The organism is Nocardia sp. NPDC005978 (genome assembly GCF_040614455.1).
In the GTDB taxonomy this organism is placed as follows: Bacteria; Actinomycetota; Actinomycetes; order Mycobacteriales; family Mycobacteriaceae; genus Nocardia.
The window spans coordinates 32,509-55,998 of sequence record NZ_JBEXUS010000020.1; the positions used below are offsets into that span (position 1 = coordinate 32,509).

Annotated in this window: 23 protein-coding genes and 2 pseudogenes; 16 read left to right on the forward strand and 9 right to left on the reverse strand. The window is 69.3% G+C overall.

Annotation, left to right across the window (positions count from 1 at the left end):
• The 3 genes from ABZ319_RS11915 to ABZ319_RS11925 are packed head-to-tail and all read right to left on the reverse strand — an operon-like array spanning position 1 to position 1,048.
• Positions 1-534, reverse strand: a complete 534-nt coding sequence (locus ABZ319_RS11915) for a hypothetical protein (RefSeq protein ID WP_354986366.1) — start codon at positions 532-534, stop codon at positions 1-3.
• Entirely contained in the window at positions 531-845 is a 315-nt protein-coding gene (locus ABZ319_RS11920; RefSeq protein WP_354986367.1) for a hypothetical protein, read from the reverse strand. Before ABZ319_RS11920 ends, ABZ319_RS11915 begins: the two co-directional genes overlap by 4 nt.
• Positions 842-1,048 (reverse strand): hypothetical protein, encoded by a 207-nt coding sequence (locus ABZ319_RS11925; protein WP_354986368.1) that lies wholly within the window; start codon positions 1,046-1,048, stop codon positions 842-844. Before ABZ319_RS11925 ends, ABZ319_RS11920 begins: the two co-directional genes overlap by 4 nt.
• 138 nt (positions 1,049-1,186) lie before the next feature.
• Here ABZ319_RS11925 and ABZ319_RS11930 point away from each other — a divergent pair, with 138 nt between their 5' ends.
• The 8 genes and pseudogenes from ABZ319_RS11930 to ABZ319_RS11965 form a co-directional block, all read left to right on the forward strand.
• Positions 1,187-2,029: a patatin-like phospholipase family protein gene (locus tag ABZ319_RS11930; protein ID WP_354986369.1), complete on the forward strand. Its 843-nt coding sequence runs from the start codon at positions 1,187-1,189 to the stop codon at positions 2,027-2,029.
• 601 nt (positions 2,030-2,630) lie between these two features.
• Positions 2,631-2,954, forward strand: a complete 324-nt coding sequence (gene mihF, locus ABZ319_RS11935) for an integration host factor, actinobacterial type (protein WP_067521651.1) — start codon at positions 2,631-2,633, stop codon at positions 2,952-2,954.
• Between the two features lie 7 nt (positions 2,955-2,961).
• The gene (gmk, locus tag ABZ319_RS11940) at positions 2,962-3,543 is read left to right on the forward strand and encodes a guanylate kinase (RefSeq protein WP_354986370.1); all 582 of its coding nucleotides are present in this window, start codon (positions 2,962-2,964) and stop codon (positions 3,541-3,543) included.
• An 88-nt stretch (positions 3,544-3,631) separates the two neighbouring features.
• Positions 3,632-3,910: a DNA-directed RNA polymerase subunit omega gene (rpoZ, locus tag ABZ319_RS11945; protein ID WP_354986371.1), complete on the forward strand. Its 279-nt coding sequence runs from the start codon at positions 3,632-3,634 to the stop codon at positions 3,908-3,910.
• An 80-nt stretch (positions 3,911-3,990) separates the two neighbouring features.
• Positions 3,991-5,211, forward strand: a complete 1,221-nt coding sequence (coaBC, locus tag ABZ319_RS11950) for a bifunctional phosphopantothenoylcysteine decarboxylase/phosphopantothenate--cysteine ligase CoaBC (protein ID WP_354986372.1) — start codon at positions 3,991-3,993, stop codon at positions 5,209-5,211.
• A gap of 202 nt (positions 5,212-5,413) precedes the next feature.
• Positions 5,414-6,628: a methionine adenosyltransferase gene (metK, locus tag ABZ319_RS11955; protein ID WP_354986373.1), complete on the forward strand. Its 1,215-nt coding sequence runs from the start codon at positions 5,414-5,416 to the stop codon at positions 6,626-6,628.
• 33 nt (positions 6,629-6,661) lie between these two features.
• Positions 6,662-6,994: pseudogene (locus ABZ319_RS11960) on the forward strand (primosomal protein N'); the annotation flags it as partial.
• 1,527 nt (positions 6,995-8,521) lie between these two features.
• A pseudogene (locus tag ABZ319_RS11965) lies at positions 8,522-10,231 on the forward strand (primosomal protein N'); the annotation flags it as partial.
• A 255-nt stretch (positions 10,232-10,486) separates the two neighbouring features.
• On the opposite strand, the gene ABZ319_RS11970 reads toward ABZ319_RS11965, so the two are convergent.
• The gene (locus ABZ319_RS11970; protein WP_354986374.1) at positions 10,487-11,332 is read right to left on the reverse strand and encodes an NAD(P)H-binding protein; all 846 of its coding nucleotides are present in this window, start codon (positions 11,330-11,332) and stop codon (positions 10,487-10,489) included.
• 78 nt (positions 11,333-11,410) lie between these two features.
• Here ABZ319_RS11970 and ABZ319_RS11975 point away from each other — a divergent pair, with 78 nt between their 5' ends.
• Positions 11,411-12,007 (forward strand): TetR/AcrR family transcriptional regulator, encoded by a 597-nt coding sequence (locus ABZ319_RS11975; protein ID WP_354986375.1) that lies wholly within the window; start codon positions 11,411-11,413, stop codon positions 12,005-12,007.
• A gap of 162 nt (positions 12,008-12,169) precedes the next feature.
• On the opposite strand, the gene ABZ319_RS11980 is transcribed toward ABZ319_RS11975, so the two are convergent.
• Positions 12,170-12,970: an ATP-binding cassette domain-containing protein gene (locus ABZ319_RS11980; protein WP_354986376.1), complete on the reverse strand. Its 801-nt coding sequence runs from the start codon at positions 12,968-12,970 to the stop codon at positions 12,170-12,172.
• An 87-nt stretch (positions 12,971-13,057) separates the two neighbouring features.
• Here ABZ319_RS11980 and ABZ319_RS11985 point away from each other — a divergent pair, with 87 nt between their 5' ends.
• From ABZ319_RS11985 to ABZ319_RS12010, 6 genes are all read left to right on the forward strand, one after another.
• Complete coding sequence (locus ABZ319_RS11985; protein ID WP_354986377.1) at positions 13,058-13,753, forward strand: HAD-IA family hydrolase; 696 nt, start codon at positions 13,058-13,060, stop codon at positions 13,751-13,753.
• A 195-nt stretch (positions 13,754-13,948) separates the two neighbouring features.
• Positions 13,949-14,563: a PadR family transcriptional regulator gene (locus ABZ319_RS11990; RefSeq protein ID WP_354986429.1), complete on the forward strand. Its 615-nt coding sequence runs from the start codon at positions 13,949-13,951 to the stop codon at positions 14,561-14,563.
• Positions 14,564-14,623: 60 nt separating this feature from the next.
• Complete coding sequence (locus ABZ319_RS11995) at positions 14,624-15,640, forward strand: alpha/beta fold hydrolase (RefSeq protein ID WP_354986378.1); 1,017 nt, start codon at positions 14,624-14,626, stop codon at positions 15,638-15,640.
• An 85-nt stretch (positions 15,641-15,725) separates the two neighbouring features.
• Positions 15,726-16,286 carry a peptide deformylase gene (def, locus tag ABZ319_RS12000; protein ID WP_354986379.1) on the forward strand — a complete coding sequence of 187 codons (561 nt, stop codon included), beginning with the start codon at positions 15,726-15,728 and terminating at the stop codon, positions 16,284-16,286.
• Positions 16,286-17,209, forward strand: coding sequence for a methionyl-tRNA formyltransferase (gene fmt / locus ABZ319_RS12005; RefSeq protein ID WP_354986380.1), 924 nt, complete (start codon positions 16,286-16,288; stop codon positions 17,207-17,209). Before def ends, fmt begins: the two co-directional genes overlap by 1 nt.
• Positions 17,210-18,234: 1,025 nt before the next feature.
• A complete protein-coding gene (locus ABZ319_RS12010; RefSeq protein ID WP_354986430.1) occupies positions 18,235-19,605 on the forward strand; it encodes a transcription antitermination factor NusB in 1,371 nt (456 codons plus the stop codon).
• Here ABZ319_RS12010 and ABZ319_RS12015 read toward each other — a convergent pair.
• From ABZ319_RS12015 to ABZ319_RS12025, 3 genes are all read right to left on the reverse strand, one after another.
• Positions 19,593-20,201 (reverse strand): hypothetical protein, encoded by a 609-nt coding sequence (locus tag ABZ319_RS12015; RefSeq protein ID WP_354986381.1) that lies wholly within the window; start codon positions 20,199-20,201, stop codon positions 19,593-19,595. The two genes, ABZ319_RS12010 and ABZ319_RS12015, sit on opposite strands and share 13 nt — an antisense overlap.
• Before the next feature lie 129 nt (positions 20,202-20,330).
• A complete protein-coding gene (locus ABZ319_RS12020; RefSeq protein ID WP_354986382.1) occupies positions 20,331-21,254 on the reverse strand; it encodes an RNA polymerase sigma factor SigF in 924 nt (307 codons plus the stop codon).
• 17 nt (positions 21,255-21,271) lie between these two features.
• Positions 21,272-21,694, reverse strand: coding sequence for an anti-sigma factor (locus tag ABZ319_RS12025; protein WP_354986383.1), 423 nt, complete (start codon positions 21,692-21,694; stop codon positions 21,272-21,274).
• Positions 21,695-21,854: 160 nt separating this feature from the next.
• On the opposite strand from ABZ319_RS12025, the gene rpe reads away from it, so the two are divergent.
• On the forward strand, positions 21,855-22,520 hold the full coding sequence (gene rpe / locus ABZ319_RS12030) for a ribulose-phosphate 3-epimerase (protein WP_354986431.1): 666 nt from the start codon (positions 21,855-21,857) through the stop codon (positions 22,518-22,520).
• A gap of 16 nt (positions 22,521-22,536) precedes the next feature.
• Here the strand turns inward: rpe and ABZ319_RS12035 are convergent, their stop codons facing one another.
• Positions 22,537-22,977, reverse strand: coding sequence for a hypothetical protein (locus ABZ319_RS12035; RefSeq protein ID WP_354986432.1), 441 nt, complete (start codon positions 22,975-22,977; stop codon positions 22,537-22,539).
• Positions 22,978-23,490: the final 513 nt, after the last annotated feature.

Genomic DNA, 23,490 nt, shown 5'->3' on the forward strand with positions numbered 1-23,490 from the left:
TCACCCTGTCCGTCGAACTCCGACAGCTGGAAGTCGCCCGCTTTGCCCGCACCTTCGGCCTGCTGCCTGATCGCTTTGAACTCGGTGAGTGTGTTCCAAGCGGTTAGCGGCCCGCCCTGGGTTCCACCAGTGTTCTTTGGATGTCTCCCAATTGGACTTCCGGGACTGCACATTGCCGTTGGAATCGGAGAACAGGTCCCATTTCGAGGAGCTGACATCCTCGAGCACGCTGCGGATCTTCGATATTTCGCTGCGGAACGTCTCGTTGATCTCGGAGACCATGTCCGGCAGGAGCTCGATGACGTCCACGGTCGCGAGCCCGTCGGACTTCTCGGTGCCGCTTCGTTCGCGCGCAGCATTGCCGGCCGGGCCCTTGAAGAACTCTCCGGACCTGGCGTACTCGCTGTCCGCGGCCGTGAACTCTGCTTCGATCAGCGGTATCGCGGCTCTCAGTTGCCGCACTGCATCGTCGAGGTGGTTCAGAATCCAGCTCAGGACGACGGGGATCGTGATGTTGGCCGATTTATCCGTCATCGAGTCGGTGCCTGCTGAACGGCGGTCGCGTTCGCGACATCCATCGCCAGCCCGGTGGCCGCACCTGCCTCGGTGGCTTCGGCCATCTTGTGCATGCGTCCAGCGTGATACTCGAGCACCGTATCCAGGTTGCAGAGCGTCTCGTCGAGCGTCTTTGCCACCATGCAGGCTTCCATGCTCTTGCGGGCATCCACCCGGCCGGGCCAGCCGAGCGGAACTTTGCTCTGGATAGCCGCGCCGCGCTCTCGCATGTAGTTCGCGAGGGCGTTCATCTTCTCGATCTCGTATCCGACCATGACTGTGCGGCTCACATTCCACTGGTAGAAGTACTTCGGACTGCCGGGATCGTCAGATCGAGAAATTGATCCGCGGAGGGCTGTAGGTGTCGTCGACCTCGCTCGCTTCGAGCGGTGTCGCCGTCGCCGGCCGACGTGGCCTCCGCGCGTTCTCGGATGAGCGAGATCGCATCGTCGATGGCGGTGGCGCGCGCACCCGCCCACTCGTCGTCGTTCATGAATTCCGGACCTCTGCGGCACCGACAGTAATGACACTGAACAGCCGTGATCAATTCGATTCGACACCAAACCGTACTCCCGGTACGGCATTGGGAGTTCGGCGGGGAAATCGGCTGCCGGTTGGGTAGAGTTGTTTCATGTCCGACACGCTGTCGCCCAAGGGAATTGGCAACGCTCTCGTCCTGGGCGGGGGTGGCGCGATCGGCATCTGCTGGATGGCGGGTCTCGCTATCGGCTTGCGCGAGGCCGGAATCGACCTCGCGCTGGCGGACCGGGTCGTGGGTACCTCCGCGGGTGCGGTCGTGGGAGCCGTACTGACCACCCATGGCGATCTGCAGCGGTTGATCACGCCGCCGTCCGCGGAAACGCGTGCGACACCGATCAATCCGGCGGGGTTCGGTGAAATTCTGACGATCCTGGCGACGCCGGGACTCGGTGCGCGGGACATCCGGAAGCTGGTCGGCGTCCGTGCGCTGGAGATGCCCGTCGGTGAGCCGGCGGACCACATCGCTCGTATCGGCGGGCTGGCCGGTGCACAGGAGTGGCCGGACGCCGATCTGATCATCACCGCGATCGACCTGGAATCCGGTGACCTGCGCGCCTGGACCCGCGACGGCGAAGCCACGCTGGCCGAAGCCCTGGCGTCGAGCACCTCGGTTCCCGGTGTCTTCCCGCCGATTCCCATCGCCGGTCGCATCTATATGGATGGCGGATTGCGCTCGCCCATCAACGCGGATCTGGCGGCCGACGCCGACGTGATCGTGATCGTCGAACCGCTCGCGCACCTTTTCCCGCACGCGCCGTCCGACAGCGAAATCGGTAGCGCCACAACCATTGCCATCGTTCCCGATGCGGCGGCCATCGCCGCGTTCGGCATGGACATGTTCAGCTTCACCGCCCTGGAGCCGGCCTTCGCGGCGGGTCATCGCCAGGCCGTGGAGGCCGCGCCCCGGCTGAAGGCCGTCTGGCCGAACCGCTGATCCGCGCACCCGAACGAGCCCGGGTCCAGCGCGAACTCTGCTCTCCGCGAACAGCCGGGGGCCGTGCGGCGGCGCCTGAGCGGCTGTCTCAGCCATCGTGACGGGTGAAACGCCCGGGAAGTCGTGTCCGCGAGGTTTCACCCGTCTGCGGCTGCCTCGGGCCGCAAAACAGGCCCGTGGGCGGGCGATGGCCGGTCCGACCTGCGGCGTCGCCGAGTGTTCGAATCGTGTTCGAATGTCGGGGGTGATGCGCGACACGCGGTGCTTAATCGCGCGACACGCCGAGAAAATCCAGAAAGTTCCAGGTCGGATGATTACAGGTCGGTCACGTTCTGAATCGGACATCGCGTAGCCGCTTCCATCCACCCCTTGAAAGCTGAAAAACCGCTGGCCACAACGACTTTCGTGGCTACGCGCGAGGGAGGCCGACGGCCGGTGTGAGCGCACCGCCGAGGGTGTGCATCGAACCCGGTCGTGCCCGGAATCACGCGCTGACCTGGGGGGTGGGTTCGCAATCGCCAAGCGTCGTGGGTACGGTCGCTGAGACCGCCGGGTTAGTCCCGGCGGGAGAACATGCAATGAACGATGAGACGGAGGAACCGTGGCCCTTCCCCAGCTGACCGACGAGCAGCGCGCTGCTGCTTTGGAGAAGGCGGCAGCCGCCCGGCGCATCCGGGCGGAGCTCAAGGAGCGCCTGAAGCGTGGCGGTACCGACCTGAAGACGGTCCTTGCTGATGCCGAGAAGGACGAAGTTCTCGGCAAGATGAAGGTGTCGGCTCTGCTCGAGGCTCTGCCGAAGGTAGGCAAGGTCAAAGCTGCCGAAATCATGAGCGAACTGGAAATCGCTCCCACTCGCCGCCTGCGCGGACTCGGTGACCGGCAGCGCAAGGCGCTGCTTGCCCGGTTCGACTTCAGCGCCGAATAATCCGAGGGTGGTCGAACACACTCGGAAGGGTCGACTGGTAGTCCTGGTCGGTCCCTCGGCCGTCGGCAAGTCCACCGTCGTGCGCTGCGTGCGCGAACGACTGCCCGAATTGGTATTCAGTGTGTCGGCCACCACCCGGGCCCCCCGGCCCGGAGAGGTGGACGGTCGCGACTACCGATTCGTCACCCGCGAGGAGTTCGACGCCATGATCGTGGCGGACGAGCTGCTCGAATGGGCCGATATCCACGGTGGACTACAGCGGTCGGGAACCCCCGCCGCACCTGTGCGCGAAGCGCTCGCGACCGGTCACCCGGTCCTGATCGAGGTGGACCTCGAAGGCGCCCGCTCGATCCGCAAGGCCATGCCGGAAGCCCAACTGGTCTTCCTGGCCCCGCCCAGCTGGGAAGAACTGGTATCCCGGCTGACCTCGCGAGGCACCGAATCGCCCGAGGTCATCGAGCGCAGGCTGCTCACCGCCAAGACCGAATTGGCGGCCTGTGACGAGTTCGACATCGTCATAGTGAACGACGAGGTGACGACTGCCTGTGAGCAGTTGGTATCCTTGTTCGTTAGCACAATTTCGAGGTAGTACTCGAAGAACCACGGCTCATCTTCGAAGTGAGCCGTTCGGTTCGAACACCAGCCACCTTCCGAACAACCCCGCAGGAGCCTTCCTAGTGAGTACGGATTTGAAGACCGCGGCCATCTACGACACTCCGATCGGCCTGACCAACCCGCCGATCGATGAACTGCTGGAGCGGACCTCGTCCAAGTACGCGCTGGTCATCTACGCGGCCAAGCGGGCCCGGCAGATCAACGATTACTACAACCAGCTCGGCGACGGCATTCTCGAATACGTCGGCCCGCTGGTCGAGCCGGGTCTGCAGGAGAAGCCGCTCTCGGTGGCCATGCGCGAGATCCACGCCGACCTGCTGGAGCACTCCGAAGGCGAATAAGCCCTCGGTGCGAGCAAAGGCAAGGCAATTCTCTACGGCGCTGGAGGCGTAGTGACGACACAATCCACCCGGGGCATGCGATGACCCGGGTCATCGTCGGTGTCGGCGGCGGTATCGCCGCGTACAAGAGTTGCGCCCTCGTGCGCCGGTTCACCGAAACCGGGCACGAGGTGCGCGTCATTCCCACCGAGTCGGCGCTGAACTTCGTCGGCAAGGCCACGTTCGAGGCGCTGTCCGGACATCCCGTGCACACCGGCGTTTTCGCCGATGTGCCGGAGGTCCCGCACGTGCGACTCGGCCAGGAGGCCGACCTGGTGGTCATCGCCCCCGCGACAGCCGATCTCATGGCGCGCGCCGCATCCGGCCGCGCGGACGATCTGCTCACCGCCACACTTCTGACCGCCCGATGTCCGATCCTGTTCGCGCCCGCGATGCACACCGAAATGTGGGAGCATCCCGCGACGCAGGCGAACGTGGCGACCTTGCGCGCGCACGGGGCCATCGTGCTCGAGCCCGCGCACGGGCGGCTCACCGGCGCCGACACCGGCGCCGGGCGCCTGCCCGAGCCGGAGGAGATCTTCGGTTTCGCGACCCTGCTGCTCGAGCGCACCGACGCCATCCCGCGTGATCTCGTGGGCAAACGCGTCGTCGTCTCGGCGGGCGGCACCCGCGAACCGCTGGATCCGGTGCGATTCCTCGGCAACCGCAGTTCCGGCAAACAGGGCTACGCCATCGCGCGGCTCGCCGCTCAACGCGGCGCGCAGGTCACGCTCATCGCCGGCAACACCGCGGGGCTGGCCGTGCCCGCTGCCGTCGAGGTCGTGAACGTGACCACCGCCGAGCAGTTGAAGGTCGCGGTCGACAAGCATTCGATCGGCGCCGACGCGGTCATCATGGCCGCGGCGGTGGCCGACTTCCGGCCGGTGAACGTGGCCGCGGCGAAGATCAAAAAGGGCGCGAACGAGCCCAATTCGATCGAGCTGGCCAAGACGCCGGACATCCTCGCGGGGCTCGTGCAGTCCCGGCGCGAGGGGCAGCTGGCGGGCACCGCCATCGTCGGCTTCGCGGCCGAGACCGGTGACGAGCACGCCGACGTGCTCACTCACGCGCGGGCCAAACTGGCGCGCAAGGGGTGTGACCTGCTGGTGGTCAACGCGGTCGGCGAGGGCAAAGCCTTCGAGGTCGACCACAACGACGGCTGGCTGCTCGGCGCCGACGGCACCGAGATCGCGCTCGATCACGGCTCCAAGGCGCTGCTGGCGAGCCGGGTGCTCGACGCGCTCGGCCCGCTGCTGCGCTGAGACGGAGACCGCGACACACCGAACGGGCAGGCCGTCGACGCCGACGGTCTACTGTCTGAGCCACAATCCTTGGGGCATCTGGGCGTGCTCGCCCTGTGACCGATGGTTTGGTAATAGTCTGAAACAAGGGGTTGTGCGGTGACGCGAAGCCGTCACCGTCACAGGCCGATACGAGAAACCCGTTGAGGGAGAGGGAATAACTGTGCGCACGACTGGCAGCCGCCTATTCACGAGTGAGTCCGTGACCGAGGGTCATCCGGACAAGATCTGTGATGCCATCAGCGATTCCATCCTCGACGCCTTGCTCGCGGCCGATCCGCGCAGCCGGGTCGCGGTGGAGACCCTGGTGACCACCGGCCAGGTGCACGTGGCCGGTGAGGTCACCACCTCGGCATACGCCGACATCCCGACCATCGTTCGCGAGAAGGTCCTGGAGATCGGATACGACTCCTCCGCAAAGGGTTTCGACGGCGCCTCCTGCGGCGTGAACGTCGCCATCGGCGCGCAGTCGCCCGATATCGCGCAGGGCGTGGACACCTCGCACGAGGCCCGCGTCGGCGGCGAGGACGACGCCATCGCGCGTCAGGGCGCGGGCGATCAGGGCCTGATGTTCGGCTACGCCACCATCGAGACCCCCGAGCTGATGCCGCTGCCGATCTCGCTGGCGCACAAGCTTTCGCGTCGCCTGACCGAGGTTCGCAAGTCCGGCGTGCTGCCGTACCTGCGTCCCGACGGCAAGACCCAGGTCACCATCGAGTACGAGGGCGACATCCCCAAGCGCCTGGACACCGTGGTCATCTCCACCCAGCACGCGGCCGACATCGACCTCGACAACCTGCTGACCCCGGACATCCGGGAGAAGGTCGTCGACTCGGTGCTGTCCGAGCTGCAGCTGCCGAACCCGCTGGACGTGTCCAACGTGCGCCTGCTGGTCAACCCGACCGGCAAGTTCGTGCTGGGCGGCCCGATGGGTGACGCCGGCCTGACCGGTCGCAAGATCATCGTCGACACCTACGGCGGCATGGCCCGTCACGGTGGCGGCGCGTTCTCCGGCAAGGATCCGTCGAAGGTCGACCGCTCGGCCGCCTACGCCATGCGCTGGGTCGCCAAGAACGTCGTCGCGGCCGAGCTGGCCGAGCGTGTCGAGGTGCAGGTCGCCTACGCCATCGGCAAGGCCGCGCCCGTGGGTCTGTTCGTGGAGACCTTCGGCACCGAGCGGGTCGATCCGTCCAAGATCTCCGCGGCCATCGCCGAGGTCTTCGACCTGCGCCCGGGTGCGATCATTCGCGATCTGGACCTGCTGCGCCCGATCTACGCGCCGACCGCCGCGTACGGCCACTTCGGCCGCACCGACGTGGATCTGCCGTGGGAGCGCACCGACCGCGCGGAGAAGTTGCGCGCTGCCGCCGGTCTGTAATTGACCGACACCGGACCGGCGGCGGGACGCCCCATCGCGCGGGTGCTCCCGCTGCTGGAACCGGCCCATCTCGATCGGGACTTCGACTACCTGGTCCCCGCGGAGATGGATGAGATCGCCCAACCAGGCGTTCGCGTTCGAGTCCGATTCTCCGGCCGCGTCATCGACGGCTACATCCTCGAACGCCTCGAAAAGACCGATCACACCGGCCGTCTGGTCCGCCTGGACCGCGTGGTCTCGAGCGAACGCGTCCTCACCCCCGAGATCCTGACCCTGGTCACCGCGGTAGCCGCCCGCTACGCCGGAACCCGGGCGGACGTCCTGCGCCTGGCCATCCCGCCCCGCCACGCGAAGGTGGAATCCGAAGGGCCCGAAGGCTCGACGAAGGTCACCAAGGCCCGCAAGTCCGCCGCGAAACGCGCGCCGTCGGCCCGCGCGCACTTCCAGGGCGACCCCGAACCGGTCCTGCTGGACGAGGAGTTCGAGACCCCCGGCGACGAAACACCAACGGCACAAGGCACATCCGCTGCGCAGAGCGGTGCTCACCCGCCCGCTGCCGCCGCCGCAGAAGGTTCGCCGGCCTCCGCCGGCACGGAAGGTCCGCCGGCCTCCATCCCATCCGGGGGCGCGGACTCTCCCCTCGCGCCCGCCTCGGCCCCCACCGGCGCGAGCGGTTCCGCGCTCGGAAACGTAGCGGCGCAACCGGTCTCGAATGCGGCGTCGGTCGGGTCCGGCGCCACCGCATCCGGCGTTGTGCCGCCGCGCGGGCATCGAGAGCCGGGATCCGCGCATGCTTCGCGGGGGCCGGGCATGAGCGGAGCCGAGGCCGCGAACGCTGGCGTGGACGAGGATGCGGGTTCGCGGACGGTTGCCGGCGAAGGCTCCCAGCGGCGATCCGAAGACGCAGGTCTGAAACCGGTTTCGGCTGAGACCGACCGGCGGGCGGATGCCGTGTCGGACATCGAACGATCGGCGGGCCACGGATCGGCCGATCCCGGCGTCGCTCGACCCGGTGGGCAGGCTGTCGTTGGCCCTCCCTCCGCCGCGCACGAGCCCGGACACGACGGCGCCGCGAATCCGGACGTCGTGGCGGGTGTCGGCTCGTCGACGCCGGGCGTGGATGCGATCGATGCCGGCGGCGACGCGGCGGGCAGCGATGTTTCTCTGGCGGATGCCGCTCGGGACTTGGGGCAGAAGCCCGAATTGGCTGAGACGGAACAATTTTCAGACGTCGGCGGACGATCGGCACGGTCTGGGCGAGTGCTGGCCGGCGGCGCGTCCGGAGCGGGCATCGCCGAAGCCGTCGGCGGTGCTCCGTCCGCTGCGGATGGGCCCGCGGGCAGCGGCGGGGAGAATCCTGAAGCTATGTCGCATGTTGGCTCGACGCCGTCGCGTGCGGTCGGTGGGAGCGCCGCGGGTGTGGACTCCTCGCGGGTGGGGGCTGGTGAGGGCCTGGCGCAATCTGTGGAAGCGGCTGAGACAGAACAATTTTCAGACGCGGAGGATTCGGTCCCGTCGGAGGGAGTGCGAGGCGGCGCGTCCCCGACCGTCGTAGACGAGCCAGCCGATGGTGCGGTATCCGATGTGGAAGTCGACGCACCCGGTGGTGAGTCGGTCCGTACGGATGCTGGTGCGTCCGGTGGTGAGTCGGCACGTCTGGATGCCGGTGCGTTGGGTAGTGAGTCGGCGCGTGTAGATGCTGGTGCGTCCAAGGGTGAGTCGGCGCGTGTGAGTGTCGAGACATCCGGTGATCAGCGGGTGCGAGCGGAAGCCGCCGCGGCCGATGGTGAGGTGGTCGGGGAGGACAGCGCCGGCGGGGGAGAGAGTGTGGCGGTGGGGGAACCGGGGGTGGATGTCGCCGCGCTGTATCCGGGGTGGGGGCGGTACGTGCACGGGCATTCGTTCCTCGGGGCGTTGGCGGCGGGGCGGGGGCCGCGGGCGGGGTGGCAGGCGTTGCCGGGGGAGGAGTGGGCCACGCGGCTGGCGGAGTTGGCGGCCACGACGGTGGGGAGTGGGCGCAGCGCGATCCTGATGGTGCCGGACCAGCGGGATCTGGAGCGGGTGCTGGCGGAATGTGTTGCGCTGGTGGGGGAGTCGGCGGTGGGGCTGGCGGCCGGGCTGGGGCCTTCGGCGCGGTACCGGCGGTGGCTGGCGGCGTTGCGGGGGACCGCGCGGGTGGTGGTGGGGACCCGGAGTTCGGTGTTCGCGCCGGTCAAAGATCTCGGGCTGATCGCGCTGTGGGACGACGGGGACGACACCTATGCCGAGCCGCGGTCGCCGTACCCGCACGCGCGGGAGGTTGCCATGCTGCGGGCGCACGAGACCGGGGCCGCGTTCGTGGCCGGCGGCTTCGCGCGTACGGCCGAGGTGCAGGCGATCGTCGAATCCGGCTGGGCGCACGACCTGTTGGCGGAGCGCGCACTCCTGCGCCACGTCATGCCGCGCATCATCGCTCCCGGTGACAGCGATGCCGCCCTGGAACGCGATCCCATGGCCAAGGCGATCCGCATTCCCGGCGCGGCCTTCCTCGCCGCCCGCAAGGCCCTCGCCGCCGGTGAAGCGGTGCTCGTCCAGGTGCCCCGCCGCGGCTACATCCCCGCCCTCTCCTGCTCGAAATGCCGCACCCCCGCCCGCTGCCGCCACTGCAACGGCCCCCTGGCCCTGCCCGACAATTCCCCAGCGTCACAGCCGAATCGCGCGGTCCGCCGCGCCGCCGCCCAGTCCGAAGGCCGACCGGGTTCACGCTCCGCCGCGCGACAGCCCGCACACCTCTCCGACCCGGCGTACGAGCGCGGGTCCGGGTTGACCTCGTCGCGGGACGGGGTGGCGGGGGCGCACAGTCCGGCTTGCCGGTGGTGCGGCATCACCGAGGCCGCGTTCCGGTGTGGCGCTTGCGGTTCGCGGGCGCTGCGGGCCGTGGTGATCGGCGCCGCCCGCACCGCCGAGGAGCTGGGGCGGGCCTTTCCCGGGGTGCCGGTGCGGGGGTCCGGCGGCGCTTCGGTGCTGAACACGGTGCCCGCGGGGGCGCAGGTCGTGGTGTCCACCATCGGGGCCGAGCCCACGGTGCCCGGAGGCTACGGGGTGGCCATGCTGCTGGACGGGTGGGCGCTGCTGGGGCGAGCCGACCTGCGAGCCGCCGAGGATGCGTTGCGGCGGTGGATGTCCGCCGCCGCGCTGGTGCGGCCGGGCGGGCAGGCGTTCGTCATGGCGGACGCGGGGTTGCCCACCGTCGCGGCGCTGGTGCGCTGGGATCCGGTGGGGCACGCCCGATTCGAACTCGACGAGCGCACCGAGGTGCGGTTCCCGCCGGCGGTGCGCCTGGCCGCCATCGACGGCACCGCCGATTCCATCGCCGAATTGCTCACCCAGGCAAAGCTTCCCGACCAGGTCGAGGTACTGGGCCCGGTTCCGCTCCCGCCCGGCGCCCGCAAACCGTTCTCCTCCGGCGATTCCCCGGCCGAGGTCGAGCGCATGATCCTGCGTGTGGACCGCGCGGGCGCCGCGGCCCTGTCCCGCGCCCTCACCGCCGCCCAGGCGGTCCGCAGCACCCACAAATCAGACGACCCCCTGCGCGTTCAGATCGACCCGATCGACATCGGCTGACGGGCCCGTGCCCGCCACGGCCGTCACATCGTCCGGCGTTGGCGCGGCACCGCAGACCGCGACCTCACGGCAGCCCAGCAAGTCGCCGGGGGCCGGCCCCGGCGTCTATCACCGCTGCGCCGTCGGCCGTCGCAGCGGTCGTGCCCGATGATCAGTTTCTGGGCAACAACACTCGCCCGGCACCGGTGCCGGAGACAGTGCCTGCCGACCTCTCGGTAGATGGCCGGCATCTGACATCCGCCCGGATGAGGGCTCTCAGCGGAACGCGTCGGCCACGTATTTCGCCCAGTCGGCGTAGCCGGTGGCCGGGCGGCCCAGGACCCGTTCGACGTCGGGGCTGACCTGCTGTTCGGCCTCGGTCGGGGAGCCGAGGATCGACAGGGTGTGATCGGCGACCGATTCGGGCATGAACTTCAGCAGTTCGGTCCGTGCCTGCTCGGGGGTGAGCTCGACGAACCGGACCGGCTCGCCGAGTGCGGCGGACAGCGCCTCGGCCTGCTCGCGCGGCGTGACGACCGCCGGTCCAGTCACCGTGTACGCCCGGCCGTGATGACCGTCCGCCCGCAACGCCTCGACCGCGACCGCCGCGATGTCGAACGGCGCCACCACCGGCAGCCCGACATCGCCGAACGGCGCGGGCACCGTGCGCCGCGTGCGCACCGGCTCGATCCAGGCGAAGGAGTTGCTGGCGAAACCGCCGGGGCGCACTACCGTCCACTCCAGATCCGATGCGGCGAGTGCCTTTTCGAAGGCGAGCAGGCGGGCGTACCCCGGGCTGTCCGGCCGTGTCACCGCGCCCTGCGACGACAGCAGCACCACCCGCCGCACACCCTGTGCGGCAACGACTTCGAGCACTTCACGGGGATCGGGCCCGCTCACCAACTGCTCACCCGCGATCAGCAGGAACAGCGTGTCCGCCCCCGCGACCGCCGCGGCCAGGCTCGCCGTATCGCCCACGTCGCCACGCCGATGCTCCACGCCCTCGGGCAGGTTCACCGGCAGTTCGCCGCGCGAGACCGCCACGACCTTCTCCCCGCCCTGCGCGAGCAGGTTCACCACGATGCCGCCGACGTTTCCGGTTGCTCCGGTTACCACGATCATTGCTTCGAACTCCTGAGTTAGTTGGCTGACTAAACAGAAGATAGACCGTCCGACCGGTCGTTGTCTATAGTCAGTCGCATGACTAACTCAGTCTCGGATGGCGCGACAGCGAAGCCGGCGCCGCGAGCGGGGAAGCGCGAGCGGCTCGCCGACGCCGCGGCCCAGGTGTTCTACGAGCGCGGCGTGGAGAAGACCACGATCGCCGACATCGCCCGGGTCGCGGACGTGCCGGTGGGCAACGTGTACTACTACTTCAAGACCAAGGACCAGCTGATCCAGGCCGCGATCGGCGCGCACGAGCGCACGCTGAAAGACGTCATCGCGGCGCTCGAGCAGCTCGACGCGCCCGCGGAACGCCTCAAGGCCCTGGTCCGCGGCTGGGTCGACCAGCGGGACATGGCGGCCCAATTCGGTTGCCCCTCGGGAACTCTCGCGACGGAGCTGGACAAACGCTCCGACGGCTTGGAACGCGAACTCGCCGCGGTGATGCGGGAACTGCTCACCTGGATCGAGTCACAGTTCACCGCGATGGGACGCGCCGACGCCCGCGAGCTGGCCGTCGCCCTGTTCTCCTCCTACCAGGGAATCTCCCTGCTCACCAATACCTTTCGCGACCCGGACATGATGGCGGCCGAAGGCGAGCGGCTCCAGCGCTGGATCGATTCCCTGGTGTGAGAAGCGATGATCGGCCGACCGAGCGCGCTGGACCGTGCCGGCCGGGCGCGGCCGTCGGCCATCCCATCCCTGTGCGGCTGACGACCGCGCACACCCGGTAGGGCATGGAATTCCGCCCGCGGTCGGATCCGAACCGGGAACTCGGTTGTGCGCGGCGCGAACTCAGCGGTGGGCGGCCTGCGCCGCGCGCACGCTCCAGCGCCCGTCCTCGCGCACGATCCGCACCGGATGGTCGAACGCCGCGCCGATGTGCTCGGTGGTGATCACCTCATCCACCGGCCCGGCCGTGTGAATCCGCCCCGCGCGCAACAGGACCGCGTGCGTGGTCCCCGGCGGCAGCTCCTCCAGGTGATGCGTCACCAGCACGGACGCCAGATCCGGATGTGCGCGCTGCAGGGCGTCGACGCGTTCGAGCAACTGTTCGCGGCCCGCGAGATCCAAGCCGGTGGCGGGTTCGTCCAGCAGTAGCAGGCGCGGGCTGGGCATGAGCGCCCGCGCGATGAGTGCGCGCCCGCGCTCACCCTGGGACAGGATGGGCCAGGGCGCGTCCCGGCGGTGTGCCAGGCCGAGCAGATCGACGAGTTCTGCGGCGCGAGCGCGCTGTTCGGCGCTGGGCCGCCAACGCGGCACCGGCTCGGCGGTATTCGTCGCCCCGGTGAGTACCACCTCGTGCACGGTCAGCGGGCTGCGCGGGGTGTGGCGCGGGTCGACGTGCCCGATCGCGGTGCGCAGCTCGCGCATGTCGACGCGGCCGAGCCGGTTGCCGAGTACCTCGACCGTGCCCCGGGTGGGGTGTTCGAAGGCGCCGAGCATGCGCAGCAGGGTGGTCTTCCCGGCCCCGTTGGGTCCCAGCAGCGCCCAGTGTTCACTGCTGCGCACGGTGAGTGAAACACCCTGCAGAAGCGCGTTTCCATCGCGGACGAAATCGACGGCGTCGACCCGGAGCATGGGGAAGTCGGACATGGGACCACCGTAGCAAACTCCTCAGACAAGTAGAGGACTGCCCGTTGCCAAAAAGTTAGCTGAAAGTGTGCTGTGTATCGTGGCGAGATGGCGATCGAAGCAGTGTTATTCGACTTCTCCGGCACGATCTTCCGATTGGAGGACGAGCGCTTTCGCGAGGCGGAACTGACCCACGCCGACGGACGCGATCTGAGCGCACACGAGGTCGCCGACATCGTGCGGGCCATGACCGCGCCGGTCGAGCAATTCGTCGAGCTCGACGCGGAGGGTCAACACGCTTGGGAGAACCGGGATTTGGATCCCGCCCTGCATCGGGCCGCCTATCTGCAGGTGCTCGAGCGTTCGGGTGTGCCCTCGTTCCCGGCGCGGCAACTCTACGAACTCATTCTCGATCCGCTGGCCTGGACGCCGTATCCCGACACCGGCGAGGTGCTGCGGGCGCTGCACGAGCGCGGCATCCGCGTCGCCGTGGTCAGCAATATCGCCTTCGATCTGCGTCCGGCGCTGGCGAGCCGGGGCTGGGACCGATATATCGGCTACTTCGCGCTGTCCTTCGAGCTGGGCGCCATCAAACCCGATCGCCGCATCTTCGACGCCGCGCTGGAGCGCCTCGGCGTCGCCCCGGAGAACGCGCTCATGGTCGGCGACAGCGTCGAGGCCGACGGCGGCGCGACAGCGCTCGGCTGCGAGTTCGAGCTGGTGGAGCCGCTGCCGACCTGGGATCGCCCGACCGCGCTGCGTGAGGTGCTCGCCAAACACGACCTGATCGACCGTCCCGCCTGAAAAGTCCGAACCGGCAGGTTCGTGTCCCGCGACACACTTGCCTTGGATAGATTGTCGATATATCGTCGATAGCGTCAAGAACAACGTTGAAGCCTTAGGAGGCACACCATGGAACACATGGACAACACAGAACGGGGCCGCGGCCCCTGGCGGCGACTGCGCGCGGAAGAGCAGCAGGGCCCCGAACATCCGCGGATGCGTCGCGGCGGCCCGCGTGGACAGGGTCCGCGTGAGCACGGCCCGCATCGGCACGGCGGTCACGGCCGCGGTGGTTTCGGCCCGGACTTCGGTCCCGGTGGTTTCGGTCCCGGCGGCGGCCCGCACTTCGGTCGCGGTCGCGGCCGCGGTGGACGCGGCCGGCGCGGCGATGTGCGCGCGGCCATTCTCCTGCTGCTGCAGGACCGGCCCATGCACGGCTACGAGCTGATCCAGCAGATTCGCGAACGCAGCGAAGACGTTTGGCGCCCGAGCCCGGGATCGATCTACCCCGCGCTGGCGCAGCTCGAGGACGAGGGTCTGGTCCTCATCGAGAAGGTGGCGGGTCGAAAGACGGCCAAGCTCACCGAATCCGGCACCGAGTACCTCGAGGCCAATCGCGCCGAACTGGGCGATCCCTGGCAGGAGGTCAAGGACGGCGTCGGCGATCAGGCACTGGATCTGCGCGGGCTCATCGGCCAGCTGATGGGTGCGGTCGCACAGGTCGCCGCGGTCGGTACGCCGGCCCAAGCGGCAAAGGCCGCAGAGGTTCTCACCGAGGCGCGGCGGTCGCTGTACCGAATCCTCGCCGAAGACGACACCCCCGAAAAGTAGTGCGTAAGAAACACCCCGTTCGACACCGCGTTGTGACACTTCACAAGTCATCATTTCGATATGGGAATGTGGAGGAGCCGGACGCGCAGAGCGCTGCACAGCGTCGCGCCGGTCGGGGTAGTACTACTGGGCGTGCTGGCGGGCGCGGGGGCGCCGCTGCAATCGGGTACGGCCTCGGCCGCGCCCGCCACACGTCCGGCGCTGGTCCCGGTGGGTGCCGGGCCGGTGCAGAGCGATCATCTGGGCGCGGCCCGATATCTGGCCGCGCATCCGAATGCCGCTCCCGCGGGGGCCAATGACTTCGCGTGCAAGCCGACCGCCGACCATCCGCGGCCGGTTGTGCTCGCGCACGGAACCGATTCCTCGGCCTACTCCGACTGGTCCGCCATCGCACCGCAGCTCGCGGGCGCCGGACTGTGCGTCTTCGCGCTCAACTACGGCGGCAAGCCGGACGCGGAGAGCTACGGCACCGAGGACGTGTTCGAAAGTTCGGCGCAGATAGGCGAATTCGTCGATCAGGTGCTCGCCGCGACCGGGGCCGCGCAGGTGGACCTGGTCGGGTTCTCCCAGGGTGCGAGCGTCACCCGCTACTACGTCAACAAGCTCGGTGGAGCGCCGAAGGTCGGTCAGTGGATCGGGCTCGCCTCGCCGAGCTACGGCGGCATCATGTACGGACTGGTGCCGGTCGCGCAGAACGCGCCGGTGCTGTTCGATCTGGCCGAGCTCGCGAGTTCGGAGGCCGCCATTCAGCAGGCGGCCGGATCCCCGTTCATCACCGCGCTCAACGCGGGCGGCGACACCGTGCCGGGTGTGCGCTACACCACCATCGGCAGCACGGTGGATGAAATGATCCAGCCGAACGCCAATATCGCACTGCAGGGTGCGGGCGCGACCAATCTCGTGCTGCAGCAGATGTGCGCCGATGACCTGACCGGGCATTTCCATATGGTGTACGACCCGTTCGTCCAGCAACTGGTGCTCGCCCTGCTCGATCCGGCGCACGCCGCGACGCCGGTGTGCGTGCCCGTGGCGCTCGGCACCGGCATCAAGGAAGTGGTCCTGGCAGCGCATTCGTGACCGTTGCCGCACGGTGCGCGGCGTGGCGGGTCGGTCGTATCCGTAAAATAGGGCGACCGCATTCGCTCGCGACCGGGAGTTGCACGTGACCATCCAGCCTGTCCGCCTGTTCGGCGATCCGATCCTGCGCGCCCGCGCGGCGGAGGTCTCCACGTTCGATCCCCAGGTGCGGCAGCTGGTCGCGGACCTGCTCGACACCATGTACGAGAGCGGCGGGGTCGGCATGGCCGCCCCGCAGATCGGCGTGGGCCTGCGGGTCTTCGTCTACGACACCGGCGAGGCCAAGGGGCATCTGATCAACCCCGTTTTCGAGGTGATCGGCGACGAGACCCAGGTCGGCCCCGAGGGCTGCCTGTCGATTCCGGGCGTGCGCGAGGACGTCACCCGCGCGCAGACACTCATTGCGCGCGGGGTCGACATGGACGGCGCGCCGGTGGAGTTCCGGGCCGAAGGGCTGCTGGCGCGCGCGGTGCAGCACGAGACCGATCACCTCGACGGCGTGCTGTTCCTGCAGCGACTGGATCCGGCCACGCGCAAGGAGGCGATGCGCACACTGCGTGAATCGTCTTGGTTCACACAGGGAATCACGGTGCTGGCGGCCTCGGAAATCGGTGGCGGCCGTCGCACCCGGGAACGGAGTCGTTGATGCGTTTGGTCTTTGCCGGAACCCCCGAGCCGGCGGTGCCGTCGCTGCGGCGGCTCATCGAATCCGCGAACCACGAGGTGGTCGCGGTGGTGACCAGGCCGGACGCGGTGGCCGGGCGCGGGCGCAAGGTCACCCGGTCGCCGATCGGACTGCTCGCCGACGAGCACGGCATTCCGGTGCTGACCCCGCGCAAGCCGTCCGAGCCCGAATTCATCGACCGGCTCACCGAGCTGGCCCCCGATTGCTGCCCGGTCGTGGCCTACGGGGCGCTGCTGCCGGAGTCGGTGCTGGCGATTCCGCGCCACGGCTGGATCAATCTGCATTTCTCGCTGCTGCCGGCCTGGCGCGGGGCAGCGCCGGTGCAGTCGGCGGTACTCGCCGGTGACGAGATCACCGGCGCGTCGACGTTCCTCATCGAGAAGGGGCTGGACACCGGCCCGGTCTTCGGCACCGTCACCGAAAAGGTCCGCGTCACCGACACCTCGGGTGAGCTGCTGGCGCGCCTGGCCGAAAGTGGTGCGCAGCTGCTGGAATCCACCCTCGATGGGGTGAAAGCCGGTGCTCTGCAAGCGGTTCCGCAACCCACCGACGGCGTCTCCTACGCCCCCAAGGTGGAGCCCGAAGCCGGCCACGTGCGCTGGGACGAACCGGCCCTGGCCGTCTCCCGCCGCATCCGGGCGGTCACCCCGAGCCCGGGGGCCTGGACCGAGGTCGACGGCAAGCGCGTCAAACTCGGCCCCGTCGAACTGGTGGAGGAAACCCTCCCCGTGGGCGCTGTCGAGGTCCGCAAGTCGGGCGTCTTCATCGGCACCGCCACCACCGCCGTCCGCCTCACCGAGGTACAACCCCAAGGAAAGCGCATGATGCCTGCCCTCGACTGGGCGCGCGGCGCCCGCCTCCAGCCCGGCGCGGTGGTCGAATGACCCGCTCCGATCGCGGAGAAACCCCCGGCGAGCCGCGCCGCGGCGCCAAACCCCCCAAGCGTGACTGGCGGCCCGGCGCGCAGAACAACAAGTCCCGCAACACAACCGGGGCCGGCGACGGCCGCGACCGCCCGAGCGGCGACACCGACCGTGGCGTGTCCGCCCCGCGCGGCTCCCGCGCGGGCGGCAACTCCGCCGACCGCCCCGCCAAGCCGAACACCGCGGGCGGCAAGCGCACCCGATCCCAGGGCGATCAGCGCGGCGTGAGCAGTGCGCCCGGCGCGCCCCTGCGCGGCGGCCGCGGTGCGGACGCGCGCGGCAAATGGGACTACAGCCCGGTCGGTGACCGCGCTCGCGGCGGCGCGCCGGCCGGTGCTCGCGGTGATGAGACCCGCCCGCGCTCGGCCGATGGCGGCGCGCGCTACAGCGACGGCGGCTCGCGTTCGGCCGGTAGCACGCGCTCGGCGGCGGGGGAGCAGCGCTCCGGATCGACCGGCTCCCGCGCGGGCGGCCCAGGCCGCCGCGACGACGCCGGATTCACCGCGGGCGGCGCACGCTCGACTGGGCAGGATCGCCGGCGGAACAGCGAGGACGGGCGCGGATCGGCTGCCGCTCAGGGTGATTCGCGGCGTGCCCAGGGCGGCGCGCGCGGTGCCGACGGATCGGAAGGATCGGCCGGAGCGCCGAAGCGATCCGCGAGCACCGGTGCGTCCGAGCGCGACGGATACGGCAGCGGCACATCCCCTCGTGCGGGTGATGACGCTCGACCCGCGCGAGGGAGCGCATCGAAGCCTGCGAGCGGCGCGGCTCGGTCGAACGCACGTGATGAAAGCACCGGTGGGAGTGCGCCGAAGGGCGCCGGCGCCGTGACACGATCGACCGCGCGCGACGGTGGCGTACCGAAGCGTGCGAGCGGGGACAAGAAGTCCGTCGGTGCGGGCAAGGGCGCCGCGCCGGCGCGGAGCAAGCGTGCCGACGGGGCGAGCGGTAAGGGCGGCGACGGGGCGGGCGCCAAGCGGAAGCCGGTGGGGGAGCGGGGATCTGCCGATACTGCCGGGCTGGACCCGGTGCGGGTCGTGGCGCGGGACGTGTTGCGGGCCGTGCGGGAGCGGGACGCGTACGCGAACCTCGTGTTGCCGGGGCTGTTGCGCGAGCGCGGGATCAGTGGGCGGGACGCCGCGCTGGCCACGGAGCTGACCTACGGCACCGCGCGGTCGCTCGGACTGCTCGACGCGGTGATCGAGGCGGGGGCCGGGCGGACGATCGAGGAGATCGACGGCCCGCTGCTGGACGCGCTGCGGCTGGGTACCTACCAGTTGCTGCGGACGCGGATCGGGGCGCACGCGGCGGTCGACACCTCGGTGGCCCTGGTGCGCGCCGAATTCGGCATCGGGCGCGCCGGTTTCGTGAACGCGGTGCTGCGCCGGGTGGCGGAGAAGTCCGCCGAGGAATGGGTCGAACAGCTCGCGCCGCGGGATCCGCTGGGGCACATGGCCTTCGAGTTCGCGCATCCGGTGTGGATCGCCCAGGCGTTCGCGGACGCGCTGGGCGCGCACGCGGGGGAACTGCGCGACGTCCTCGAAGCCGATGACGCCCGCCCGCTGGTGCACCTGGTGGCCCGCCCCGGCGAAATGAGCGCCGAGGAACTGGCCCTGGTGACCGGCGGCGAGGAAGGTCGCTGGTCGCCGTACGCGGTGTACCTCGACGGCGGCGATCCGGGCAAGCTCGAACCGGTGCGCGAGGGCCTGGCCGCGGTGCAGGACGAGGGCAGTCAGCTCGTCGCGCTCGCGGTGACCAAGGCTCCGCTGGAAGGTCCGGATGGCGGCCGCTGGCTCGACCTGTGCGCGGGTCCCGGCGGCAAGACCGCGCTGCTGGGCGCGATCGCCGATATCGACGGCTTCCACATCGACGCCGTCGAACCGGCCGAGCATCGCGCCGAGCTGGTCCGCCAGGCCACGCGCGGCCTGCCGGTCGACATCCACGTCACCGACGGCCGCGACAGCGGGCTCACCCCCGGCTACGACCGCGTACTGGTCGACGCGCCCTGCACCGGTCTGGGCGCGCTGCGCCGCCGTCCGGAAGCGCGCTGGCGGCGGCAGCCGTCCGACGTGCGTGACCTGGTGACACTGCAGCGTGAACTGCTCACCGCCGCATGGGATCTGGTGCGCCCCGGCGGCGTGGTCGTCTACTCGACCTGCTCGCCGCATCTGCCCGAGACGGTCTCGGTGGTCTCGGACATGGTCCGCCGCACCGGCGCCGAACAGCTCGACACCCGCGAACTCGTCCCCGGCGTGCCGGATCTGGGCGAGGGCCCGGGCGCGCAGCTGTGGCCGCACCGGCACGGCACCGACGCCATGTTCGTGGCCGCGCTGCGCAAACCGCTTCAGTCGCAGTAGTCCTCGCCCGGGGGTGTGGGCCGCCACGCGACCCACACCCCCGCGCGCGGGGCCTCGCGGCAGTGGATGGCCATCCACTGCGGCTGCCACTCGTCGCGATCGGCGCCGGGATCGCTGCGGCCGAGGACGCACGCGCCGTCCTCGTCGGGCTCCAGTTCGATTGTCTCGCCGTTGACCTGGATGAATCGCCGGAGGGTCCCCGGCTCGCCGAAGCCCGCGGGCACGATGTCCAGATCACCCGCGTGGAAGCAGCACCACCATTGCGGCCGCGCGTGCGTGCGGCGCCGTACCGGCTGGGCGGCCATGGACCGCAGCAGTTCGGCCAGCGCTCGACTCTGATCGGCGGTGGAATAGGTGCCTGCGTCGTCCGAGCCCGGGCACAGCACCGGCGAGCTGTCGTCGGGATACCGATAACCGGGATCGACCCGGCCCCGCCAGCGCATTTCGGCCATCCGCGTGGTGATCGGCAGCCCGTGCCACTCCTCGTCGCACCAGGGATGCGGGCAACGCGGAAAATCCGGATCCCCGTAGTCGTAGCCGGTACACGGTTCCCCGCCGGCCAGCTGCTCGTTCACGAGCTGGTCGATCTGGTTCACAATGCGTTGATCGCGGTGTTGCCTCATGGTCCCGCCCGAGGATGCGGTACGTGCCGACGAGATCGATCGTCGCACCGCGAACCGGGCGAGGCAAGCCCTCTACGGCGGGTCTCGCTCGCTTCGGAGCGTTCACTCCCGGGCCGATTGCTCCCTAAGTCGCGCAAGGGTTTTCGCCAGAATGCGGGACACGTGCATCTGGGAGATGCCCATCTGCTGCGCGATCTGGGTCTGCGTCATGGATTCGAAGAAACGCATGGTGAGGATGCGGCGCTCGCGCTCGGGCAGACCCGCGAGCAGCGGCCGGATCGCCACGTACTCCTCGACCCGATCGAACTGCGATTCCTCCTCGCCGAGCGTGTCGAGCAGCGACGCCTCGGTATCGCGCCCCACCGACACCGCGTCGATGGAACTGGGCTGGTACGCGTTCCCGGCGATGACCGCCTGGGTCACCTCGTCCGGATCGATGCCGAGCTGGGCGGCGATCTCCTTGGCGGTCGGCGAGCGGCCCAGCTGCTGCGACAGCGTGTCGATGGCCGAGCCGATGCGCAGGTGGGTTTCCTTGACCCGCCGCGGAACTCGCATGGCCCAGGTGTTGTCGCGGAAGTACCGCCGCACCTCGCCCATGATCGTCGGCACCGCGAAGGACAGGAAGTTGGAGCCGCGCGAGATGTCGAAGCGATCCACCGCGTGCACCAGCCCGACCCGCGCCACCTGGGTGAGGTCGTCGAAGGGCTCCCCGCGACCGCTGAACTTGCGGGCGATGTGGTCGGCCAGCGGTATGCAGCGCCGAATGAGCTGCGCGCGCAGGACGGCTCGGTGCGCGGACGCCGGATCGGCGGCGGCGAGCTGTTCGAACAACCCCGCCACGTCGTCGTAGCCGGAGACGCTGCGCACCACCTCCTCGGCCTCTTCGGCGTCGACCGGTTCCTCCGCGTCGGCCTCGGCGGTCGCGGCGGGTTCGGCGGCCGTCGGGTCCGAGCCGTTCTCGGGCGCGGCGGCGCCGTCGTGTTCTTCGGGTTTCTCGGGGTGGGGCGAGTCGGAAGCTTCGAACATGATGTCCTCGTCGTGCACTACGCCTTCCCCCGGACCCGCCGGAATTCCACTGTCGTCGGGTAACCGGAGACCGTCGCGTCGAAGGCGCCCTGGCTGGCGTCGATCTCGTCGGACAGGGTGCGCAGGACATGCCAGCCGAAGCTGCGCTGGTCGGGCAGCCCCTCGGTGGCCGCCACGCCGCTGACGCGCACCACCAGGTCGTTCTCACCGACGGTGAAGACGCACTGCAGGGTGGTGCCGGGCGCGGCCAGCCCGATCACGGTGGAAGCGGCCTCGTCGACGGCCAGGCGAATGTCGGCGACCTCGTCGAGGGTGAAATCGCTGAGCAGCACCAGTGTTTCGGCGAGTCCGCGCACGATGGGCAACTGGGAGACGGATGCGGCGACACCGATCTCGACCGGGGTGGCACGCAGCCCTTGTTCCGCCGAAATGTTGATCACCTGCACTAGGCTACCCATTCCAGCCGCCGGCAATCAGCGCAATGGCAGCGATCGCGGATTCCGGACGCCCTCGCAACGGTGCCGGGGTCCGGGGTGCGGCCTGCCCGTTAGACTGCCGCCTGTGTGCACTCCTACCTCGCCCTTTCAGCGGCCCGCGCCGATGATCGCCCCGTCCATCCTGTCCGCTGACTTCGCGCGTCTCGGTGACGAGGTGAAGGCGATCGAGGGCGCCGACTGGGTGCACGTGGATGTCATGGACAACCACTTCGTGCCGAATCTCACCCTGGGCCTGCCGGTGGTGCAGAGTCTGTTGAAGGCCACCGACATTCCGCTGGACTGCCACCTCATGATCGAGGATCCCGAGCGCTGGGCGCCCGGCTATGCCGAGGCGGGCGCGTACAACGTGACCTTCCACGCCGAGGCCACCGACAACCCGATCGCCGTGGCCCGCGATATTCGCGCCGCGGGGGCCAAGGCCGGTCTGTCGGTCAAGCCCGGCACCCCGATCGAGCCGTACCTGGAGATCCTGAAGGATTTCGACACCCTGCTGGTGATGAGCGTGGAGCCCGGTTTCGGTGGGCAGTCCTTCATCGCCGAGGTGCTGGAGAAGGCCCGTAAGGTGCGCCGGCTGGTCGACGCGGGTGACCTGCGCCTGGTGGTCGAGATCGACGGCGGCATCAATATGGACACCATCGAACAGGCCGCCGAGGCGGGCATCGACTGCTTCGTGGCGGGATCGGCGGTGTACGGCACCGCCGACCCGGCAGCCACGGTGGAAGCCTTGCGGCAGAAGGTGATCGCGGTCGAGGCCGCGTCGGCCTCCTAGTCGCGCGGGTCCGGTCTCAGCGCTCGAGCAGCGCCGAGACGACCGACTCCAGGGGCGGCACCGCGGTGGCGCTCTCGGGAGCCTGAATCCAGGTGCGATAACCCGTCCGCTCGTCATCGGCGGACGGGAGCACCACCTGCGCGCCCGCGCAGGCGACCGTGGCGTACATGCGGAACAGCGTGGCCGAGACCGCGGCGCCGAGCCCGTCGGGCCGGGTCGGGCCGGTGATGAACGTCCAGCGCCGGGCCCGGGGGTGGTGCACCACCGGACCGGCCAGATCGGCTGCGGCGAGCCGCTGTTGGACGCGTTCGCCGAGTTCGGCGGGCATGGTGATGGCGCCGTACCGGCTGCCTATCTCCAGCAGGATGTGCCGTGACGTCGGATCGATCGATGCCGGCAGATGAAATTCGCGCCGATACTGAACGCAACGAACCTCGAGTGTCGAATCGAGAAGCATCGTTGTCACACCGCACCCCTAAAAGTGTTGTCTTCCACCTGGATCCGGCCCGCGAGGGCCCAACCTTCCTGAGTTTGACTGCTGCGAGGAGCACCCGGACCGGGACTGGCCACGGGTGGGTAGACCGTTCTTCGTTGAACTGCTGTCTCGCCGGAGAACTGCGGAGAAGTTGTACAGCTGAGTAGCTGAGCTGCGGGGTAGTCGGCTGCGGAGCGGACCGCGGGTGATGTCGAACTGCCGGGCAGTTGAACCGTGAAATCAGCTGCATAACAATCTTGCGTCCATTTTCGCTGTGGCGCAAGAATTTGGTGTAAGCGAGTCGCGAATTGGGTACGCCCGCCCGATTAGCCCGAATTAGCTAATTCGCTAAATCTGGAAATGCCCGAATTTCAATTGGGATACGTCGGCAATCGGTTCGATTAGCCCACCTCTGGTCCGGTTCGTCGGCTTCGCCGTGCCTCGAAGTCTCGAACGCTCCAGTGAACTAGGCCGCATGTCGCCTACGACCCGGCG

Coding starts and splice junctions, on each gene's coding strand:
- ABZ319_RS11925 (WP_354986368.1), bottom strand. CDS start 1,048: ATGAACGACGACGAGTGGGCGGGTGCGCGCGCCACCGCCATCGACGAT.
- ABZ319_RS11915 (WP_354986366.1), bottom strand. CDS start 534: ATGACGGATAAATCGGCCAACATCACGATCCCCGTCGTCCTGAGCTGG.
- ABZ319_RS12020 (WP_354986382.1), bottom strand. CDS start 21,254: ATGTTCGAAGCTTCCGACTCGCCCCACCCCGAGAAACCCGAAGAACAC.
- ABZ319_RS12035 (WP_354986432.1), bottom strand. CDS start 22,977: ATGCTTCTCGATTCGACACTCGAGGTTCGTTGCGTTCAGTATCGGCGC.
- ABZ319_RS11930 (WP_354986369.1), top strand. CDS start 1,187: ATGTCCGACACGCTGTCGCCCAAGGGAATTGGCAACGCTCTCGTCCTG.
- ABZ319_RS11975 (WP_354986375.1), top strand. CDS start 11,411: ATGACTAACTCAGTCTCGGATGGCGCGACAGCGAAGCCGGCGCCGCGA.
- ABZ319_RS11980 (WP_354986376.1), bottom strand. CDS start 12,970: ATGTCCGACTTCCCCATGCTCCGGGTCGACGCCGTCGATTTCGTCCGC.
- coaBC (WP_354986372.1), top strand. CDS start 3,991: ATGACCCGGGTCATCGTCGGTGTCGGCGGCGGTATCGCCGCGTACAAG.
- ABZ319_RS11990 (WP_354986429.1), top strand. CDS start 13,949: ATGCGTCGCGGCGGCCCGCGTGGACAGGGTCCGCGTGAGCACGGCCCG.
- fmt (WP_354986380.1), top strand. CDS start 16,286: ATGCGTTTGGTCTTTGCCGGAACCCCCGAGCCGGCGGTGCCGTCGCTG.
- ABZ319_RS11970 (WP_354986374.1), bottom strand. CDS start 11,332: ATGATCGTGGTAACCGGAGCAACCGGAAACGTCGGCGGCATCGTGGTG.
- ABZ319_RS11985 (WP_354986377.1), top strand. CDS start 13,058: ATGGCGATCGAAGCAGTGTTATTCGACTTCTCCGGCACGATCTTCCGA.
- rpe (WP_354986431.1), top strand. CDS start 21,855: ATGATCGCCCCGTCCATCCTGTCCGCTGACTTCGCGCGTCTCGGTGAC.
- ABZ319_RS11995 (WP_354986378.1), top strand. CDS start 14,624: ATGGGAATGTGGAGGAGCCGGACGCGCAGAGCGCTGCACAGCGTCGCG.